This is a genomic window from Streptomyces sp. NPDC002577 (genome assembly GCF_053594815.1).
Window position 1 is genome coordinate 37,559 of the sequence record NZ_JBSFWK010000056.1, and the last position, 19,987, is coordinate 57,545.

Consider the following 19,987-nt stretch of genomic DNA (forward strand, 5'->3'; position numbering starts at 1 on the left):
GCCCCTCGGGCACCCTGGAGCCCACCGTGAACCGGCGTCAGCCGGCTTGGCCGGGGTGGGGCAGGGCCTCGCCTTGGGCGACTTCGATGCCGGCGTGCAGATCGGCTGCCGCATCGATCGCCGCGGCCCCCGACAGGGCCACGCAGACCAGCAGCAGGCAGGCCAGGGCTCGGGTGAGCAGGCGGCCGGCCCGGGTCGAGGGTGGGCTGGCGTCGAGCAGGGCGGTGACGCGGCGGGGGACGGGGCCGGCGGTTGCTGTGAGGGACATACCGGGGCGTGGGCCGGGGCCCGCGGTGCGGGCGGCGAGCGCAGCGCGGCCGATGGCGCGGGCGGTGAGGGCGCGGTCGCCCGTCACGGCGGCGGCGGATTCGTCGGCCCAGCGTTCGAGGGCGTAGGAGAGCGGTGCGCGCAGGCCGCGGAGCACGGGGTGCAGGGCGAGGGCGAACTCGGTGGCCGCGAGAAAGAGGTGGTGGCGGCCGGTGAGGTGGGCGCGCTCGTGCGCGAAGAGCACCTCGCGTTCCCGGGCGCTGAGGGCGCGCAGCATTCCGGTGGTCACCACGATGCGGCCCGGCCGCCCGGGCAGGGCGTAGGCGTCGGGGCGGTCGTCCTGCCGTACGGCCAGGTCGCCGGCTGTTGCCGGGCTCGTGCACTGCCGGTGGGCTGCGCGTAGTTCGCGTACGTGACGGCCGGTGCGGCCCAGGACCAGGGTGCCGAGGGCCCCGAGCGCGAGGGCGGCCAGGATCGCGGCCGGTGCGGTCGCGGGCCAGTCGCCGCCGAGCAGGGGCGGGGAGAGGTGGCCGAGCGCCGCGACGAACGGCAGGTGCAGGGCGCCGGCTAGGGCGAGCAGGGCCAGTGCCGCCGTGCTGGAGACGGCGAGTGTGAGGGCGAGGGCGCTGAGCATCCAGACGGCCGTCCGGGGCGGCAGGTGCTCGGCGCCGCGCCGGGCGGCGGGCACGGCGAGCAGGGGGACGAGCAGCGGGATCCACACGGCGTAGATCACAGGACGCCTCCGGGGTCCGTCGGTCCGCCGTCGAGCAGAGCCCGCAGCAGTTGCTCGTCCTCGGGGCTCAGGTCGGACACGAAGCGGGCGAGGACGGTGCCGCGATCCTCGTCCTTGTCGAGTTCGGCGTGCATCCGGCGGGCGGTGAGACCGGGCGAGTCCTGGACGGGGGCGTAGGCGTAGCCGCGGCCCGATCGGGCGCGGGTGACCACGCCCTTGCCGTGCAACCGGGTCAGGATCGTGGTCACGGTGGTGCGGGCCAGGCCGCCGCCGAGCGCCCGCTGGACGGCGCCGGGCGTGAGCGGACCGTCGGCGGCCCACAGCGCGGCCAGGACGCTCGCCTCCAGCTCGCCCGCCGGGCGGCGGTCCGTCCGCCCATCGGCCGACCGGTCTGTGTGCCCCTCGGGCATGGGAACGCTCCTCGACTCCTCTTCGTCTACAGTGCAGTAGACCGTCTACGTGACTGTAGTCGCTCAGTGCGGGCGCGTGCCCGCCCGTCTCGTCCTGATCCCAGTATGAGAGAGGTCACCGCCATGGCCGCTGCCCAGTTCGCCGTCGCACAGGCGATGAACGTCCTGGACGCCGGATCGCTGCTGTCCGCCTTCGGGGCGCTCGGTGTCGCCGTCGTGCTCTTCGCCGAGACGGGCCTGCTGGTGGGGTTCTTCCTGCCGGGCGATTCCCTGCTGTTCACGGCCGGGCTGCTGTGCACGGGCGGCACCCACGGGCCCGTGCACCTCTCGCTCCCGCAGGTGCTGGCGGCGGCCGTGGCGGGTGCACTTCTCGGGGCGCAGGCCGGGTACTGGATCGGGCGGCGCGGCGGTCGTGCGCTGCTGGCCCGCAGCCGGGCAAGACGGCTGCACGAGGGGGCAGCGCGGGCCGAGGAGCTGCTGACCCGGTACGGGCATGCGAAGGCGGTGGTCCTGGCCCGCTTCGTTCCGGTCGTCCGCACGGTCCTCAACCCGCTGGCCGGAGCGCTCGACGTCCCGTTGCGGGTCTTCACGCTGTGGCAGGTGATCGGCGGGCTGGTGTGGACGGCCGGGCTGGTGCTGGCGGGCTACGCACTGGGCTCCTCGGTGCCGAACGTCGACCGCTATCTGCTGCCGCTGGTCGCGCTCGTGGTGCTCGTCTCCCTGATCCCGCTCGCTCTCGAGGTGCGGCGCTCGCGTGCCCGCCGTGCCGCGGAAGGGAGGGCGTCATGACCGTCCTCGCCTTCGGCGGTGCGTCGGTCGACGGCGCCCTGTACACCTGGGTCACCGGCCTCGCCCGGCACACCCCGCACTCCGTGAACACCGTGATCGCCACCTGGTCCGACTACGGGCTCTCCCTTTTCGCCGTGCTGATGGTCGCCGCCTGGTGGCGGGCCAGGCGTGCGGGTGAGGCCGCACGGCGCGCGGGCGACGTCCGGATGGTCCGGGTGCTCGCGGCTCCCCTGGTCGTCGTGGCCTGTTACGTCGTGAACTCGCTGATCAAGTCGCTCTTCGACGAGCAGCGGCCCTGCCGGACGCTGCACACCGCGACCGTCGAGGCGTGCCCCGCGGCCGGCGACTGGTCCTTCCCCAGCAACCATGCGGTGATCGCGGCGGCCGCCGCCGTCGCCCTGGTCCTCGCCGATCGCCGCCTCGGCCTCGTCGCGGCGCCGGCCGCCGTCCTCATGGGTGTTTCCCGGGTCTGGATCGGCGTGCACTATCCGCATGACGTGGCCGTCGGTCTGGCGCTCGGTGCCGCCTTCGCCTGGGCCCTCACGCTCCTCGCGGACCGGGCCGCCCCGGTCGTGGACCGGCTGGCCGCCACCCGTCTGCGTCCTCTGGTGGCGGCCTCGTGACGCCCACGACGTGGGTGGAGCGGGTGCGGCGCGGGCCGCTGTTGCTCATCTCTTCCTGCGTCCTGCTGTTCGCCGCCCTCGCTGTCGCGGTGTGCGTACGCCTTGGTGCCCCGCTGCCTGGTGACCAGGCTGCCCACTCCTGGGCACTCGCGCACCGGCCGCCGGTCGCCTTGGCACTGGCGCGCGGCATCACCGGCACGGGGACGGGGGTTTTCCCGTATGTGGTGGCCGTGGCGGCCGGGGTGTGCGCGGGGCGGAGCACCCGAGAACGTCTGTCGGCCGCCGCGGGCGCCCTGGCCGTCCTGGCCGCGGGACAGCTGGTGCGCACCGGATTGATGGAGCTGTTCGCGCGTGCCCGCCCGGCCCGTACCGACTGGGCGACGCACGCCTCGGGTTTCGCCTTCCCCTCCGGCCACGCCACCACCTCCGCCCTGGCCGCCGGGCTGGTGTGCTGGGCTGTGACCCGCCGCGCCGGGCGGGCCTTGGCCCGTACGGCATGCACGCTCGCGGTGTGCTGGGCGGCCGCCGTCGGACTGACCCGGGTGTATCTCGGCGTGCACTGGGCCAGCGATGTCGTCGGCGGCTGGCTGTTCGGCGCCGCCTGGCTGGGCCTGTGCCTGAGTGCCGTGGCCTGGTGGCTGCCCCCGGAGTTCACCGGACGTACGGCGCCCGCGGCCCGTACGGCAGGACCCGAAGGCGGCGCACGTACGGCACTCACCGACCGCAGGCGACGTACGGCACGAGAGCCGATGGAGGACCATGAGCCACAAGATCCTGGTCGTCGAGGACGATCACGCCCTGCGTGACGTGCTGCTGCGAGGCCTGCGTGACGAGGGCTTCGCCACCGTGCCCGCCGCGGACGGTGCCACCGCGCTGCGGCTGGCCGGCAACGAGGTCGCCGCTGCCGTGCTCGACATCGGGCTGCCCGACGCGGACGGGCGGGACGTGTGCCAGGCGATGCGGGCGAACGGCTTCCTGTCCCCCGTCATCTTCCTCACCGCCCGGCACGGCCTCACGGACCGGCTCTCCGGGTTCTCGGCCGGGGGCGACGACTATCTGCCCAAGCCCTTCCACCTGGTCGAACTCGCGGCACGTCTGCAGGCTGCACTCAGACGCGCGGTGCGCCCGACGGCGGCCACGGCCGGGGACCTGGTGCTGGACGCCGTCCGGCACCGCCTGACCGCCCGCGGTACGGAGGTCGATCTGACACCGACGGAGTTCCGCCTCCTCGCCGCGCTCATGGCGGCGCCCGGCGACATCGTGGGCAGACGGGAACTCGTCAGGGCCGCCTGGCCGGAGGGTGCCCAGGTCAACGACAACACCCTCGACCAGTACCTCACCCGGCTGCGCCGCAAGCTGCGTGAGGCGGGCAGCGAACTGACGATCGGCACCGCACGCGGGATCGGCCACCGCCTGTCATGACCACGCTTCCGAAGGCGACCACGTGTCCCAATGCCACCGCGTTCCCGAAGCCCACCATGTCGTCGAAAACCGCCGTGCCGTCGAAAGCCGCGGCGCCGTCGAAGACGTCGCCGAAGATGACCGCGATGACCGCTCTTTCGAACCTGCTGGCACCCCGCACACTCCGCGGCCGGCTCTCCCTGGTGGCCCTCACCACCGCCACGTTCCTGATGGTGATGCTCACCGTCGCGTTCAACATCGTGGCCCGCGACCACCTCCGGCGCCAAGCCGACGACGAACTGCGCACGCGGGCCGCCGCCATCGCCGCGACCGTCGACACCAGTGGCCCGGCGCCGCGGGTCCTCGAGACCTCCAACGACCGGCTCATGGACGCGAACGTGTGGGTCTACGCCGACACCCGGCTCCTCGAACAGCCGCCGTCCGCCGTGGCCACCGGCGTCCTCACCCACGTCGCCGACGACCTCGTCCGCCGGGGCGGACGGCACTGCGTCACCACCAACGGATACGCAGAGGCACACGAACGCGGTCCGATCCGGTTGTGTTCGGAACCCGTACCGGTATCCGCCGGGACAGGCTCGGCCACTGTCGTCACGGCCCTGGACCTGTCCCCCTACCGGAGTTCGGCCGACGCCCTGCTGCTGGGGTCGTTCGCCCTGGACTCCGTGATGCTCGCCTGTACGTATGCCCTGACGCGGCTGGCGGTGGGACGTGCGCTGCGTCCTGTGCGGGCCATGACCGACCAGGCCACCCACTGGAGCGCGGTCGCCTCAGACGAACGGTTCGGCGCCGTCGACCGCCCCGCCGAGCTGGCCAGGCTCGGCTCGTCGCTGGACGCGCTCCTGGACCGCATAAGGGCGGTGCTGCAGCATGAGCGGCAGTTGACCGGCGAGTTGTCGCACGAGCTGCGCACTCCGCTCAGCCGGGTCGTCGCCGAACTGGACTGGTGGCAGTCCCGCCCGCGCTCGGTCGCCGAGACCCGGGCCACCCATCAGGTGATCGCCGACGCCGCCGAGTCCATGCGCACCATCTGCGACACCCTCCTGAACCACGCCCGCGACGAGGTGTCCGCGGCCCCCGGCACGACCGCGGTCCTGCCCACGCTGCGCCGCATCGCCGGACAGCTCGGCGCCCCCGGCCATGTGACCGTCGCCATCGGCGGCGAGGCAGGGAATCCGGAGGCCGGAGTCCAGGAGGCCCTTCTCGAACGCATCGTCAGCCCGCTGCTGACCAACGCCCTGCGCTACGCCCGGTCGAGCGTCAGCCTTCGTACGGGCCGGGAACCCGGCGGCGTCCGGGGCGTATGGATCGACATCACGGACGACGGCCCCGGCGTGCCGCCGTCGTTCGCCGGGCAGCTCTTCCAGCCCGGCAGACGGGCCGACCCGGACGACGGGCACGGCGGAGCGGGTCTGGGGCTGCCGCTCGCCCGGCGCCTGGCCCGCTCCGTCGGCGGTGAGGTCTCCCACGATCCCGGACACACCCCCGGTGCCAGGTTCGTGATCACCCTGCCGGCCGGATGAGGGCGTTCAGGATACGTTCAGGCTGTGGCTGCCAGAGTCGGACACCACGCCCGTCGTCTACGGGTCGTCTGCTGTCACTGGGCTTCCGCCCCGCCGGGGACGGGCGCCCCGCCATAGCGCCGAACAGGAGTGTCCGACCTTGGAGAAACCGGAAGCCCTCACCGGCCGCGGCGTCTCGAACACACATGAGTCCGCGGCGAGTGCGACCACGTCGGTGATGAAGAAGCTGCCCGAGGTCACCTTGGTCTTCTGGATCATGAAGATCGCCGCGACGACCCTGGGTGAGACGGCCGGTGACCTGTTCGCGCAGACGCTGAAGATCGGCTACTTCCTCACCACGATCGCCCTGTTCCTGATCTTCGTGGTGACGCTGGTCGTCCAGCTCAGGTCCCGGCACTACAACCCGTTCTTCTACTGGACCGTGATCCTGTCGACCAGCATGGCCGGCACCACGATGTCCGACTTCATGAACCGTGATGCGAGCGCCAAATTCCTCTCGAACGGCGCCACTTCGCTCGGCTGGGGGCCGCAGGGGCTTGGCCTCGGCTACCCCGTCGGCGCGGCGATCCTGATCTCCATCCTGCTGGTGATCTTCACGGTGTGGAAGCTGTCCGGAATGACGTTCCAGATCCGCGACATCGTCACCTTCCGCGGCGAGGCCATGTTCTGGTCGGCGATCCTCGTCTCCAACACCCTCGGCACGTCGATGGGCGACTTCCTCTCCGACAGCTCCGGCCTCGGCTACGCGGGCGGCGCTGCCCTGGTGACCGGCGTCCTGCTGGTGCTCGTCGTCCTGATGAAGGTGCCCGTGGTCCCGAACGTGCTGTTGTTCTGGATCGCCTTCGTCCTCACCCGCCCGCTCGGCGCCACAGCCGGCGACTTCCTCACCAAGCCGGTCGCCAAGGGCGGTCTGAACCTCGGCACGGCGGGCTCGTCTGCGGTGCTCCTGGCCATCCTCTTCGGCCTGATGGCCTACGCCCAGGCGCAGGAGCGGAAGAACCTGGCGACGGGCGCCGGGCAGGAGGAGCCGGTCGCACAGCGGGAAGGCTGACAGGGGGTGCGACCTGCTTCTTCTACGGCCCGGGGCCGGCCAGGAGCGCCACCGAGAGCGGCGAAGGAGGGACCTACTTGCGGTAGACGTTCTCCGCCTGCGGACCCTTGGGTCCCTGGGTGACGTCGTATTCGACCTTGTCACCCTCCTGCAGCTCCTTGAACCCTGTGGCCTGGATGGCGGAGAAGTGGACGAACACGTCCGGGCCATCGCCGTCCGGTTGGATGAAGCCGAAGCCCTTGTCGGCGTTGAACCACTTCACAGTGCCTGTCGCCATCAGTCCGTCCTTGTCTCATACCGCGGCGCGACCTCGCCGCGCCCCGCAGCCCCGTCGCGGCTGCGGCACCTGAACCCTGCCATCCCCACCGGGCTTTCATCGGTGAACGCACCGCCCAAGTCGCCCGGTGTGGCGACGACCGATAGGGGCTGGCGGCCGTAGCCACGGGGGAATGGCTGCGATGGTGTGCGGGCGTTTCGTAAGCCATGCGGCTTACGAGACCGATCGGCCGGGTGGTTGCGGACGTGGCGGGGGCCGGGCGGCACGGGCTGTTGCCCCCCGCATCAGCTCGGGAGTATCCGTACCTGGGCTTCGGGGAGCTTGGCCCACCAGTGGTCGTATCGGCTGTAGACCCGGGGATCGCGATCGGCCAGCAGCATCGTCAGGGAACCGGCCTCCGCGGCGAGTCCGTCCCACGTCTCGGGCGAGAGGTCGTGGAAGGCCGTCGCCTCGATGCCGCCGTCGACCGGACGCCATACGCCCGCTACGTACCCATCGACGAGCAGGGTCGGCAGCACATCGCCGTTGTTGCGGGTCACCAGCGGGCGGTAGTCCGGGGGGATCACGCGGCCGCGGTCGGCGTATGCCAGCAGGATGCTGTCCCACATCGCCAACAGCCGAGGTGGGGCCGGAGTGTCCCCGGCCGGGCGTGGGGCGCCGGGGATGTCGTACAGCGTCGTGCCGTCAGGGCCCCGCACCTGCTCGACGACGCCGGTGAGCGCCCGCAGTGCCGCACGGACCGGTGCCCGCTGCACCATGGCGAACTGCGCCACATCCGCCACCGACGCCGGCCCGAACCCTTCCAGATAACGCAGGACGAGGGTCTGCAGCGCCTCCGGCCTCGCCTCCCGGCCGGCGAGCACGGGTCCGTTCTGTGCCGCGACATACGACGGCGGGGTACCGAAGGACCAGGGACCGCCGATCGGGACGTGCAGCAGCGGCGCGTACGAACGCAGCCCCCACCACGCCCCGGCCTTCCTGCCGGCGCCGAGCCGCTGTTCGAGCCACGCCTCCATCTCCGCGGCCGTCCTCGGCTGGTGGGCGAACTTCAGCAGCTCCGGCACCAGTTCGGCCGCGTCAGCAGGAGTGAGCCCCGCCGCCGCGAAGCGGTAGCCGAGCCGGGAGGCGTACAGCGTCGGCTGCATCGCCTCCCGGAAGACCTGGTAGTCGTCGGCGTGGACCACATGTGGCGTGATGCGCATCAGGGTCGCCTTCACGACCTCGCGGTCGGTGAAGGCGGCGTCCAGATCGGCCGGGGCCAAGCCGGTGACCCGGTTCCACAACGCGAGATACGGCGAGGCGGCGTGCTGTGCCTGGAGCGCGACCACGCGCCGGACCGCCTCGACAACACTCAACGGCTCCCGTCGCAGCAGCAGTTGACGGCTGAGAGTGGCCCGGTTGAGTTCGCGCGCGGTGATCTCCACGACCATGGATTGTGCCGCGACCGGCCCGCTGCCGCCAGCGGTCAGTGCGGCAGCACGGTCTCCAGCCACTGCAGGATCTCAGGAGTCACCGGGTCGGTGATGTCGGCGAACTCCTCGTGCTTCTTGAGGAACTTCGCCACATAGGGGCAGACAGGCACGATGCGCTTCCCCGAGGCGCGTACGTCGGTCAACGCCTGCTGTACGAGTATCGAGGCCAGGCCCTGCCCGGCGAAGGCGTCGTCGATTTCGGTATGGAAGAACACGCGCTGGTCGCCGCGGTCGCGGTACGCGGTGAGGCCCGCACGCTTCCCGTCGACAAGGATCTCGTAACGGTGCCTGGGGTCCACTCGCTGAACGGTCGGAGCGGGGGCGGGCTGCGTCATCGTCTGTGCCTTTCAGTGGCGCGTCGGGTTCTTGCGCGGTGCGATGGTGGCGTTCGGCAGGGCGGGCGCGGGAAGACGGTCGCCGTCGTAACCATCGACCTTGCCGAAGCGGTCGGATGCGTTCTGCCACTCTTCCCTGGCTTCGACGATGTCTGCGTGGCTCCGGCCGATGAAATTCCACCACATGACGATCTGTTCCTCGAACGGCGTCCCGCCGAGCAGGACCGTCCGAGCCGCGGTATCCGACTCGTTCGTCAGTGTCAGCGTGTCGTTCCCCGTACCGAGGTAGCCCAGCTCGGCCGCGTGCAGCAGGGTTCCGGCCATGCGGACATCCCCGTGGTCGACGAGAAGACCGTGCTCGAAGCCGGGATCCACGGTGAGTGTGGTCGTCGAGCGCGGCTGGAGGACGAGTTCGGCGCCGAGCAGGGGCGTGAAGGTCCGCACCGGCGAGGTGTCACCGGCGAGGGATCCCAGGAACACCCTGATGTCGGCTCCGTCCACCTGAACCGGGCTCGGGACGTGGTGCTGGAAGTCACGGCCGGTGTTCCGGTGTTCACCGGGAAGCGCCACCCACAGCTGGACGCCGTGCAGGATCGTGGTGCGGGTGGTGGAGACCTCCGAGTGGCTGATGCCGTACCCGCCCGTCATCAGGTTCAGCTCACCGGGCCGTACGAGGGCGTGGCTGCCGAGGCTGTCGCGGTGCTCGATCTCCCCGCTGAACAGCCAGCTCACCGTCTGCAGACCGGTGTGGGGATGGGGCGCGACGTCCATGCCGCCCGTGTCGGCGATGTCGTCGGGGCCGTAATGGTCGATGAAGCACCATGCCCCGATCAGCGTCCGGGCCCGCTGCGGCAGCGTGCGCCGTACCGTCATCGCCCTCGGACCGCCCAACGGGACGTCCCGCGCGGAGAGGACGTCGACCTGCGGAACCTGCTGACCATGGTCGAAGGCCCCACAGCGCAGCTCGGTGGGATCATTCTCGACGTTGCTCATCGCACACCCTCTCACCCGAGATGGTTTTATGTTCAACATTTATGGTTGATGATAAACGGAGCGTGCCCCGGCGGCACCCGGCAACGCAAACGAGGGCCCGGAGCGGCCCATGAAGGAGTCCAGGTTGAGTGACACGGCAGCAGGCCCCGTGACCAAGCGGGTCTTCGTAGACAAGCAGAGCCCGAAGGCCTACCACGCGTTGGTCGAGACGGCGGAAGCCGTTCGCGCGGTCGCCGCCGACGCGGGGCTGGACCGCACGCTCGTGGAACTGATCAACCTCCGTGTGTCACAGATCAACGGGTGCGCCTACTGCCTCAACGTACACACGCGGGCCGCACTGCGCGCCGGCGAGACCACCCAGCGCCTGGGTGTGCTGGCCGCCTGGCGCGACACCGAACTGTTCACGGCACAGGAACGCGCGGCTCTCGCCCTCGCTGAGGCGACCACGGAACCCGCGAACGCAGCCCTGCAGGAGAGCGCCTATGACGCAGCTCGCAAACACCTCACCGACGATGAGATCTCGGCGGTGATCTGGGTGGCGATCACCATCAACGCGTTCAACCGGGTCTCCGTGATGAGCAAGCATCCGGTGCGAGGTATCCCCCAGCAGTGATCCGGTTCCGGCACAGTGTGTCGTCCTGACCGCAGTGGCGGCGATCCTGATCGACGTGGCCCCGCAGACGATGCTCATCCTGTGCCGGCACACCGCGCGCCGAGTCAGTCCGGTCGCGGTATGCGGTCGAGGGCGTCGCGCAGTTGGGTGCGGCCGGTGATGCCGAGCTTGGGGAAGATCTTGTGCAGGTGGAAGCCTATGGTGCGGGGAGACAAGTGCAGCCGGGCACCAATGTCCCGGTTGGTCAGGCCTCCCGCGGCCAGTTGGGCGATCTGCAGCTCCTGCGGCGTCAGGTCGGCCACGGCGTCCGGCGCTGCGGAAGCCGCTACGGCCACGCCCGCCGCGCGGAGTTCGGCAGTGGTGCGCTCGATCCAGGGTCGTGCGTCCAGACGCTCGAAGATGTCGAGGGCGGTGCCGAGCAGGGGACGCGCCTCGGCGGTCCGCCGGCGGCGCCGCAGCCACTCGGCGAAGTCCAGGTGCGCGCAGGCGTACTCGAAAGGCCATCGGGCGTTGCCCGGGTCGCCGAGCGCCGCACGGAATCGGGGCTCAGCGTCGTCAGGATCGCTCAGCAACGCCGAGGCACGTTGCATGACGGCGTCCAGGCGAGCGGATCGGGACTCGTCCAGGCTCTTCTCAGCAGCGTGGAGGACGGTGCGGGCGTCGTCCGTCTGTCCGGCGCGGACGGCCGCGGCGGCGAGATCGGCGAGGTAGTAGAGGGAGGCGTGGTAGTGCACGGGTGCAGGGTGGGGGTCCCGCGTGAAGACGCGGCGGAGCTGCTCGTACGCCGTCGTGTGGTCGCCCTCGGCGAGGGCCGCCAAGCCGAGCGCATGGCGGTAACGCACGTACAGGCTGCGGGACTTGCGCAAGTCGCGTCCGCGGACGGCGTCGTCCGCCTGCGTTCGTGCCCCCGTGTGGTCCCCGCGGGCGGCGCGCAGCGTTGCCTGGAGGATCGGCGAGCCGACGGTGACGTTGTCGGCGCCCGCCTCTGTCGCCATCCAGAGGGCGTCATCGGCGGCTGACTGGGCCGCGTTCCAGGCTCCGCTCTCGAACTGTGCGAGGGCGAGGGCTTGCGCGACGGTGCAATTGGCGCCGGCCGTCGCGGCCCGTCGCAGCTGGTCCATGGCCTGGCCGAGCAGACGCACGGCGTCGTCGGTCTCGTCCAGTATCCAGGCCGAAGCGCCGAGCGAGACGAGGGCGGACAGGGAGTCGTCCGGCATGGCGTCCACTGCGTGGGTCATGCTCGTCAGAACCCGCTCCCGGTCCGTGAACGGGTGGCCGGCCGCGCGCGGCCACACGCGATCGGTCTCATCCGGCTGTGGCGCGATGAGGCCGCTGATGCGCTGGAGTTCGTTCCGGTAGGAGGGATCGCCGGAGTTGTATGCCGGGGTCGCGGCCGTTCCGAGAGCACTCAGCGCGAGGGCGGGTGCCGGTGTGGCCATGGACTCGGCCACGGGCAGGAGGAACGCCAGAGAGTCGTCGTGCCGCAGGGTGACAGCCAGGGACCAGCCGGCGCGGAGTGACGCCTCCGCGAGGAGTTGCGGATCGTCCGTGAGGGAGCCGACCTGGGCCGCGATCTCACCGACCCACTGCGGATGCCCTGCGAACATGGCGGACGTGGCTGCGGCGAGAAGGCGGCGGGCGCGCTGTTCGGGCTCCGGGGTGAGTTCGGCGGCGCGTTCCAGGGCTGCGGCCGCGGCCGCGTGTCCGCCGCGGTACTGGGATCGTTCGGCGGTGTCCGCCAAAGCGGCGGCGACCTCTTCGTCCGGGCCCAGTGCGGCCGCCGCGAGATGCCAGGCGCGTCGATCGGGTTCATGAGCGAGCGCGGCGGCGAGCGCCAGGTGGGCCTCGCGGCGTTCGCGGAAGGACGCGGCCTGGTAGATGGCGGAGCGCACCAGCGGGTGACGCAGACGCACTTGGCCGCCCTCGACGCGCACCAGTCCTGCCTCCTCGGCGGGCCGCCAGACCTCGGGCCCGTTCAAACCTGGGGCGGCATGGAGAACGTCAGAGAGGTGCGCGGTGCCGGCGGCCGCCGCCAAGAGCAGGACCTGTCGTGTCGTGTCGGGCAGGCTGGGCAGGTCGGCGGCGAAGATCTGCTCCAGCCGGGCGGTCAGCGGAAGCGAGCCGCTCGAGCCGGCTTCGTGGCTGCCCGGATCCTTGGCGAAGGCTCGCGTGAGCTCGATGAGAGCAAGCGGATTCCCCGCAGCCTGCTGGAGGATCCGGGACCGGACACGTCCCCGTGGCGGATGCGGCTGCGCGTCCAGCAGGAGCCCGGCCGCGGCCCGGTCCAGCGGGCCGGCCGTCAGATACGGGAAGTCGCGGTCGAAGCGCACCGGCACCGCCTCGTCGCGTGCGGCGAGCAGCAGGGCGGCGGGTTCGTCTTCAAGGCGACGGGCTACGAACGCGAGCACGTCCAGCGAGCCGACATCGAGCCACTGGGCGTCGTCGACCACGATCAGCAAGGGGCGTTCCGTCGCCGCTTCCGAGAGCAGCGTCAACACCGCGACCCTGATCGACAACGGGTCCGGGGCCTGCGATCCGTCGGCCTGATCCATGCCGAATGCGCAGCGCAAGGCGTCGCGCTGCCGCGGCGGAAGCCCGTCGAGACCCGTGAGAACCGGCCCCAGCAGCTGATGAACCCCCGCGAAACCAAGGTCCTTCTCGCCTTCGCAGCCGCGCACCCGGAGTACGCGCCGGCCGCGGGCCACAGCCCGGGATGCGGCCCAGTCCACCAGCGTGCTCTTGCCTGCCCCCGGCTCACCGATCAGTACGAGCACCTTCGGGCCCCTGCCGTCCGCGGCGTCGACCAGCTGGCTGATCCGCGACATCTCACGATCCCGGCCCAGGATCTCGAGGCCGGGTGCCCACTCGGTGCCGAAGTCCAAAACGTCCCTCTTCCTCCTGACCATCCGCCTGGCACATCGGCGTCGAAGCGGCGAACGTGATCACCGTTCTGACGGGCATCCTGCCAGGCCCGTTGCCTGGACCGGCGGGGAGTCCGGTCAGCCGGCAGGTACGCATGACTGGTCACATGACAGATGCGTGCCTTCCCGAACCCCTGGCAGCATCCGAATCGACACCCCGAGAACGATTTCGTCTATTTCGGGTGATCGAAGCGCGATGGGGGGATTTGAACGTGAGGGGCGCAGTGGCCGCCGGTGAGGAAGCCGGCCGCGACAGCTCGGGGCTGGGTGGCATGGTGCCGATCGGCCGGGAGGCGGAAGTCGACCGGATCCTGCGGTCCGTCGACGGACGCTGTGGCCCGCCACACGCTCTGCTCATGCTCGGGGAGGCCGGCACCGGCAAGACGGCGTTGCTCAGGAACGCCGAGGAGCAGGCCGGAGATCGCCGAGCCCTGGTCCTGTCGGCGCAGGGCTGCGGCTCGGAGGCGCAGCAGCCGTTCGCATCCCTGCATCAGCTTCTCCTCCCGGTGCTCGGCGAGCTCGATGTACTCCCGGAGCAGCAGCGACTGGCGCTTCGCACCGTCTTCGGGGCGGCTCCGGACACCGGCCCGCCGGAGGGAATGGTCCTGCGCGTCGCAGTCCTGACCCTGCTGGGTCACCTCGCGCAGGAAAGCCCGGTCTTGCTGACCGTCGACGACATCCACAACTGCGACCGCGACTCGATGGATGTCCTCCTCTTCGCGGCGCGACGCCTGACCGACCAGGCCGTGACGATGCTGTTCACGGCACGCGGAGAGGCTCCCCCGGCCTGGGTTCCTGCGGATCTTGCCGTCCTTCGTCTCGGACCGCTGTCACGGCGGGCGTCGGCGGAGCTTCTCGATGCGCAGCCCGCTGCACCCACCGGAAGGACCAGGCTGGACGTGCTCCAGCAAGCGGAGGGGAACCCACTGGCGATCATCGAGCTCGGCCGGGCAGCACGCAGCCGCACCGAACCCTCACCTTCCAGTGGCGAACTGTGGCAGACGTCGCGCATCGAGCAGATGTGCGCAGGACGACTGGACGCGCTCCCGGAAGGGACTGAACGCGCACTGCTGTACGCGGCGGCCGCTTCGCAGCAGCAGGAACTCACGACCCTCATGGCCGCTCTGGGTACCCACGACCTGACGGTGTGGGTCCCGGCGGAGGAAGCCGACCTGATCACCATCGCCGACGGCCGGCTCGTTTTCCGCAACCCGCTGATCCGCACAGCGGCCTACCACAGGCAGCCCGCGAAGCTGCGTCAGCAGGCCCACCGGGATCTGGCTGCCGTCGAGGGCCGCCCCCCTGCGCACCGGGCCTGGCATCTGGCCGCGGCGGCCATCGGCCCGGACGAGTCCGTGGCCGCGGCCTTGGAGGAAGCCGCCGGCGCCCACTGTGCCATCCCCGCCGAGCAGGGGGGAGATCGCTTCGCCGCGGGGAAGGCACTGGAACAGGCCGCGCGTTTCAGCCCGCTCGACCACGACCGGGCTCGCCGTCTCGCCAAAGCCCTGACCGCCGCGAGCGATTTCGGAGATCCGGGGTGGGTGCGCGACCTGTACGCGATGCTGACCCCAGTGAACCGCGACCCGGAACTGATGTGCGTCGCAGCCTGCGCCATGAGCGGTGCACTGTCACTGCTGTCGTTCCAGCGGGAGGCCTTCGACCTGCTGCTCGGGGTGTCGCAGCACACTCCCCCGGGCAGCGCCGCAACAGCCTTCGCCCTGGCGGCGGTGGCCACGGGAATCGCCTGCCAGTCCGGACTCCCCGAGCACCGGACGCAGCTGCCACGCCTGCTCGACCAAGCGGTACGGGCGGCAGAGCCGGGGACGGAACGGTTCGGGCAGGAGGGCCGGTCAACGGTGGCGCGGGGCGTCCGTATGCCTGCGAACACCTTTCCCGAGACCGTGGGGCCTGAGGTCCTCGCGGCCCTGGAGACCCTCGTGTCGACGACAATCGATCCAGCCGCCCACGCCGACAGCGCCCTGCGAAAGCTGACGAGCCCCCGTCCCGGCACCCCCGGCGGTCCGGGCCGGCTGACTCGGCTGATCGCGACCGGTTCGGTCGCCTACCGCGCCGACGAGTCGGACCTCTGCGCAGAGCAGTACCGCCAGGCAGGCGAGCTGCTTCGCTCGCAAGGGGCCCTGGGACCCCACGCAGGGACCCTCGCGGCCCAGGTGGACGCACTCCTGAGCATCGGACGGTGGGCGGAAGCCGAGACCCTGATCGAGGAGGGCCTCTCTCTCGCCGCCGTCCACAGGTGGACCCGCATCGAGATGGACCTCGAAGCCCTGCGAGCGACCCTGCGCGCACTTCGCGGCGAGAGCGCATCGGGTACGCAGTTCACCGGCCCGAACTGGCGCTCTGTCAGCCTGGAGGAGAACCGGGCCACGTATGCCCGGATGCTGCGGGCCTGCGGTCTGACGGCGTTGGTCCTCGGGGACGGAGACACCGCCTTCCGTCACTTGCGGGCCCTGTTCGCGCAGGACGGGTCCCCTCTTGATCCCTACCTTTCACCTCGCTGCATCGCCGAACTCGCCGCCGCCGCACAGCGCACCGGCCGGCAGCGGGAGGCGGCACACATCCTGACGGAGGTACGGGAACGCCAGGGCTCCCGGCCTACGACCCGGATGACCCTGCTCATGCACCATGCCGCGGCACTCGTCGACAAGGAAGCCGACTCCGAGCACCACTTCCAGCTGGCCGTGGTCAATACGGAGGCAGCCAGGTGGCCCCTGGAACGGGCCCAGGCCCGACTGCACTACGCGATCTGGCTGCGCAGGCGCAGGAGGCCCCTGGAAGCGCGCACGCAGCTGACCGTCGTATCGGAAACAGCGGCCCGGCTCGGCGCCCGTCACCTCGCCGCATCGGCCCACAGCGAGCTGCGCGCGAGCGGGGTGGCCCAGGCTCCCGCCTCGGCAGATCCTCTGACCGCACTGACCGCCCAGCAACAGCAGATCGTGCGGCTGGCCGCGAACGGCCTGTCCAATCGCGAGATCGGCGAACAGCTGTTCCTCTCGCCGCGTACTGTGGGCTCGCACCTGTACAAGGTCTATCCCAAGCTCGGCATCAGCAGCCGCCACCAGCTGCGCGACCTTCTCCTGCACGCCAAGTGACGGACGCACAGCAGTAGACCTGGCGTCAGGTGCCCACGGGTTGGTGCACGACCCGTGCTCGTCCTCCTCGGCCACCGAGCGACGAACCAGGACCGACAGGGCCGAGCGGGAGGTGTGTGCGGGATGCAGTCGGACCCCAGCGAGAACGGGGGCGGGAAGTCCCCGTCCTCCCTGATCCTCGATCCGCTGGTGCAACGGCTCGTCGACGCGTCCTCGGCCCCGCCCTATCTGCACGAGCTACGACCGGTCGACGGCCGGCAGGCGCTGAGGGAGTCCCAGGTCCACCTGATCGAGGACTTCGACGTGGAGGCGACCTTCCAGGTGGCACCCGTGGGGCCGTCCGGTCTGGTCGGCTTCTGGATCTTCAGACCGCCCGGCGTGAGAGACCCGCTCCCCGCCATGCTCTACATCCACGGGGGCCGGTGGATGCTGGGTGACGCGCACACCCACGCCCGGCTCGTCAGCGAGCTCGTGCTCAGCGCAGGTGCGGCCGCCGTCGTCCCCGAGTACAGCCGCACTGCCGAGGCCCGCTATCCCGTGGCCGTCGAGGAGTGCTACGCCCTGATGACCTGGGCGGTCCGGCACGCTGCGGAGCTCGGGCTGGACCCGGACCGGTTGGTGGCCGCCGGGGACTGTGCGGGCGCCACCATGGCCACGGCGCTGTCCATGATGGCGAAGTCGCGCGGCGGCCCGAGGATTCGCGCCCAGCTGCTGTACTACCCGATCACCGACGCACGGTGCGACAGCCCGTCCCAGCGGCAGTTCGCCACTGGGTATCTCCTCACCCGGGACGCGCTGCTCTGGTACTGGCGGCAGTACAGCGACGATCCCCGGGAGCAGGCGGAACCGACCGCGTCCCCGTCGCGCGCGAGCCTGGCGGAGCTCGCGGGGCTGCCGCCGGCGCTGGTGATCACGGCGGAGGCCGATGTGACGCGGGACGAGGGCGAGCAGTACGCGAGTCGGCTGCGCCGTGCGGGAGTCGACGTGACCGCGGTCCGTTTCCTTGGCACGGTCCACGACTTCGTGTCGCTGACCGCGTTGCGTGACAGTCCGCCAACGCAGGCAGCCGTGCGACAGGGCGGTGCTTTCCTGCGCCGGAAGCTGAGCTGACAAGACTTCAGGCCACCGCGCGAAAACGCAGACCAGTCGGCTGACTGATGCATCACGCATCTGGACGAAGGCACGCTGGTGGGCATGTCAGCGTTCACTGGTTCCTTCAGCGGGGACGGCGGCCTCGGCCATGACTCGCCCGCAAGACGACGCGGTCAGATAGTGTCCACGACTTCTGTGCCTGCTCGGCAGAGTCTGGAGTTCTGGCATGACGCCGTCATGGCGACGCTTGTCGGGATGGACATCTCCGCGGAGGGCGGAACGTACGCCGCCACGATGCGCACGGACCACATCGGCGATCTTCAGATCACCACGGTCGACTCCGATCCCGCAGAGGTCTACCGGGCCCCGCGCTTCATCGACCGCGGCGACGGCAAGCAGGTGTTCGTCGCCGTGATGAGCAGTGGCATCGCCCAGGTCGAGCAGGATGACCGGTACGCGGAGCTGCGGCCCTGCGATGTCGCGTTCTTCGAGACAATTCGCCCCTTCCGTACGTGCTTTCCGCAGCAGTTCCAGATGAAGATCTTCGCCGTGCCGCGATGCCTCCTCGGCCAGCCGGAGGCGGGCCTGAGCCGGATCACGGGGCGCGCCATGCGCCCGGCGGCCGGGCTTGCAGCCGTGCTCTCGCCGTTCATGTCGCGCCTGGCGGACACGTCCGAGTCCTACTCCGGGCCGGTAGCCGAACGGCTGGCCGGCAGCGTCGTGGACCTGCTGGCCGCGGTCGCGGCCGAGCAACTCGGCGTGCAACCGGCGGGCCTGCCCGGCGCCGACCGGGTCCTCCTGCTGCGCGTCCAGAGGTTCATTCGCTGGCACTTGGCAGAACCGGGCCTCACTCCGGCGGCCATTGCACGGGCCCATCGCATCTCAGTGCGGTACTTGCACCGGCTGTTCGAGCAGGAAGGCACGACGGTCGGCCGTTGGATCCTTGAGCTCCGACTGCACGAGTGCCGCAGGGAGTTGCCGGTCACCGACGCGCAGAGCGGGAGCGTGGGAAGCCTCGCCCGCCGCTGGGGATTCACCAGCACTGCCCATTTCGGGCGGGCCTTCCGCAGGGAGTACGGAATGTCCCCCACCGAATGGCTTCGATTCGAACGCGCCCGGCGTTCGGTCCAGGAGGACTGGTGCCTGGCGGCGAGCTGACGACCGGTGTGCCGCAGATGGTCCTGTCCACGGACACAACCGGAACCTCGCAGGACGTGTCGTCCTGGAAGCAGGCCCTGTCGAGGGCCTACGTCGACCTCGAGCTGGTCGTCCGGGAAGACCCAGGGTCCTGGACGGGCTCCCTCAGGGCTGACCGGCTGGGAACGCTTCAGGTCGCGACCGAGGAGTCCGACCCCGTGGAGGTCGTCCGGACCCCGCGGGGTGCCGCAGCGGACGGCCACGCATACATCTTCGCCCGCCTGCAACTGGATGGCCGGGCCGTCCTGTTCCAGGACGGCCGCTCCACGCAGCTGCACCCGGGAGTCCTGGCCTTCTACGACGCGAGTCGGCCGTTCACCCTTGTCCTGCCGGAGCGCCACCGGGCCCGCGTCCTGATGGTTCCCCGCCCGACGCTGAGGCTGAGCGACGCGGAGATACGCCGCGTCACCGCCACGGCCATCGGCGACGCTCCCGGCGGCCTCGCCGCACTGCTTGTGCCGCTCCTGTCCGGACTGGCGCAGGAGATCGGCTCTGCCCCGCCTCTCATGCGCGAGAGACTCGCCCGCACCGTCGCGGACTTCCTCTCCACCTTGGCCCGAAGCCAGTTGGACACCGACGGGCCTCCCCATGCCGGGACAGGACCGGCAACGATGCTGGACCGGATCAAGGCCTCCATCGAGACCCGCCTCGGTGAGCCCGGGCTCTCTCCTCAGATGCTCGCCGACGAACACGGCATCTCCCTGCGCTATCTGCACAAACTCTTCCAGGAGCAGGGCACCACCGTCAGCGGCTGGGTGCGCCAACGCCGACTCGACGCGTGCAGGGCCGAACTGGCCCGTCCGGAGGCGTCCGGCCGGGCCATCGCCCCCCTGGCCGCGCGATGGGGATTCATCAGCCCCTCCCACTTCAGCCATGCCTTCCGCAAGGCATACGGGATGTCCCCCGCTCAGTGGCGCGGTACCGCCGGTGGGCAGCAGCGGCAGGGCGGCTGACCGGCCCGTTTCCCCCTCGTTCACGAGGGGGAAAACTCGGCTCGCCCGACGGCGCGTTCAGGCCCCCAGGGGCCTGGTCCAGGCGGCGTCGGCTCCCGAGAGGCGATGGGTGGTCACGGAGGTCACCGCGAGCAACACCAGCGCCAGGCCCAGGGTGAGGGCGAGTTCGGCGTGCAGCAGGAGCACGGCACCGACGAGGGCCCCGATGA

The 19,987-nt window shown here is 70.9% G+C and carries 18 protein-coding genes; 11 read left to right on the forward strand and 7 right to left on the reverse strand.

The window, feature by feature from the left end:
- Positions 1–37: 37 nt before the first annotated feature.
- Positions 38–1,000 carry a M56 family metallopeptidase gene (locus tag ACWD4J_RS38980; RefSeq protein ID WP_451400288.1) on the reverse strand — a complete coding sequence of 321 codons (963 nt, stop codon included), beginning with the start codon at positions 998–1,000 and terminating at the stop codon, positions 38–40.
- Positions 997–1,410: a BlaI/MecI/CopY family transcriptional regulator gene (locus tag ACWD4J_RS38985; protein WP_451400289.1), complete on the reverse strand. Its 414-nt coding sequence runs from the start codon at positions 1,408–1,410 to the stop codon at positions 997–999. Before ACWD4J_RS38985 ends, ACWD4J_RS38980 begins: the two co-directional genes overlap by 4 nt.
- A gap of 123 nt (positions 1,411–1,533) precedes the next feature.
- Between ACWD4J_RS38985 and ACWD4J_RS38990 the strand changes: the two genes are divergently transcribed.
- From ACWD4J_RS38990 to ACWD4J_RS39015, 6 genes are all read left to right on the forward strand, one after another.
- Positions 1,534–2,199 (forward strand): DedA family protein, encoded by a 666-nt coding sequence (locus ACWD4J_RS38990; protein WP_451400290.1) that lies wholly within the window; start codon positions 1,534–1,536, stop codon positions 2,197–2,199.
- Positions 2,196–2,822, forward strand: a complete 627-nt coding sequence (locus ACWD4J_RS38995; protein WP_451400291.1) for a phosphatase PAP2 family protein — start codon at positions 2,196–2,198, stop codon at positions 2,820–2,822. The genes ACWD4J_RS38990 and ACWD4J_RS38995 overlap by 4 nt, the downstream gene beginning before the upstream one ends.
- 23 nt (positions 2,823–2,845) lie before the next feature.
- A complete protein-coding gene (locus ACWD4J_RS39000; protein WP_451400308.1) occupies positions 2,846–3,628 on the forward strand; it encodes a phosphatase PAP2 family protein in 783 nt (260 codons plus the stop codon).
- Positions 3,582–4,244: a response regulator transcription factor gene (locus ACWD4J_RS39005; protein ID WP_451400292.1), complete on the forward strand. Its 663-nt coding sequence runs from the start codon at positions 3,582–3,584 to the stop codon at positions 4,242–4,244. Before ACWD4J_RS39000 ends, ACWD4J_RS39005 begins: the two co-directional genes overlap by 47 nt.
- A gap of 125 nt (positions 4,245–4,369) precedes the next feature.
- Positions 4,370–5,764: a sensor histidine kinase gene (locus ACWD4J_RS39010; RefSeq protein ID WP_451400293.1), complete on the forward strand. Its 1,395-nt coding sequence runs from the start codon at positions 4,370–4,372 to the stop codon at positions 5,762–5,764.
- A 139-nt stretch (positions 5,765–5,903) separates the two neighbouring features.
- Positions 5,904–6,815 (forward strand): COG4705 family protein, encoded by a 912-nt coding sequence (locus tag ACWD4J_RS39015; RefSeq protein ID WP_451400294.1) that lies wholly within the window; start codon positions 5,904–5,906, stop codon positions 6,813–6,815.
- 73 nt (positions 6,816–6,888) lie between these two features.
- Here the strand turns inward: ACWD4J_RS39015 and ACWD4J_RS39020 are convergent, their stop codons facing one another.
- From ACWD4J_RS39020 to ACWD4J_RS39035, 4 genes are all read right to left on the reverse strand, one after another.
- Positions 6,889–7,092: a cold-shock protein gene (locus ACWD4J_RS39020; protein ID WP_451400295.1), complete on the reverse strand. Its 204-nt coding sequence runs from the start codon at positions 7,090–7,092 to the stop codon at positions 6,889–6,891.
- 284 nt (positions 7,093–7,376) lie between these two features.
- Positions 7,377–8,516: a winged helix DNA-binding domain-containing protein gene (locus ACWD4J_RS39025; RefSeq protein WP_451400296.1), complete on the reverse strand. Its 1,140-nt coding sequence runs from the start codon at positions 8,514–8,516 to the stop codon at positions 7,377–7,379.
- 41 nt (positions 8,517–8,557) lie between these two features.
- Entirely contained in the window at positions 8,558–8,899 is a 342-nt protein-coding gene (locus tag ACWD4J_RS39030) for a GNAT family N-acetyltransferase (protein ID WP_451400297.1), read from the reverse strand.
- A 12-nt stretch (positions 8,900–8,911) separates the two neighbouring features.
- Positions 8,912–9,892: a pirin family protein gene (locus ACWD4J_RS39035; RefSeq protein WP_451400298.1), complete on the reverse strand. Its 981-nt coding sequence runs from the start codon at positions 9,890–9,892 to the stop codon at positions 8,912–8,914.
- Positions 9,893–10,001: 109 nt separating this feature from the next.
- Between ACWD4J_RS39035 and ACWD4J_RS39040 the strand changes: the two genes are divergently transcribed.
- Positions 10,002–10,505, forward strand: coding sequence for a carboxymuconolactone decarboxylase family protein (locus ACWD4J_RS39040; RefSeq protein ID WP_451400299.1), 504 nt, complete (start codon positions 10,002–10,004; stop codon positions 10,503–10,505).
- Positions 10,506–10,609: 104 nt separating this feature from the next.
- On the opposite strand, the gene ACWD4J_RS39045 is transcribed toward ACWD4J_RS39040, so the two are convergent.
- On the reverse strand, positions 10,610–13,387 hold the full coding sequence (locus tag ACWD4J_RS39045; protein WP_451400300.1) for an AAA family ATPase: 2,778 nt from the start codon (positions 13,385–13,387) through the stop codon (positions 10,610–10,612).
- Between the two features lie 56 nt (positions 13,388–13,443).
- Between ACWD4J_RS39045 and ACWD4J_RS39050 the strand changes: the two genes are divergently transcribed.
- The 4 genes from ACWD4J_RS39050 to ACWD4J_RS39065 all read left to right on the forward strand — a co-directional run bounded on the left by ACWD4J_RS39050 (position 13,444) and on the right by ACWD4J_RS39065 (position 19,778).
- Positions 13,444–16,536: a helix-turn-helix transcriptional regulator gene (locus ACWD4J_RS39050; protein ID WP_451400301.1), complete on the forward strand. Its 3,093-nt coding sequence runs from the start codon at positions 13,444–13,446 to the stop codon at positions 16,534–16,536.
- A gap of 123 nt (positions 16,537–16,659) precedes the next feature.
- Positions 16,660–17,646, forward strand: a complete 987-nt coding sequence (locus ACWD4J_RS39055; RefSeq protein WP_451400302.1) for an alpha/beta hydrolase — start codon at positions 16,660–16,662, stop codon at positions 17,644–17,646.
- 84 nt (positions 17,647–17,730) lie between these two features.
- Entirely contained in the window at positions 17,731–18,786 is a 1,056-nt protein-coding gene (locus tag ACWD4J_RS39060) for a helix-turn-helix domain-containing protein (protein WP_451400303.1), read from the forward strand.
- Complete coding sequence (locus ACWD4J_RS39065; RefSeq protein WP_451400304.1) at positions 18,768–19,778, forward strand: helix-turn-helix domain-containing protein; 1,011 nt, start codon at positions 18,768–18,770, stop codon at positions 19,776–19,778. Before ACWD4J_RS39060 ends, ACWD4J_RS39065 begins: the two co-directional genes overlap by 19 nt.
- The last annotated feature ends 209 nt before the right edge of the window (positions 19,779–19,987 follow it).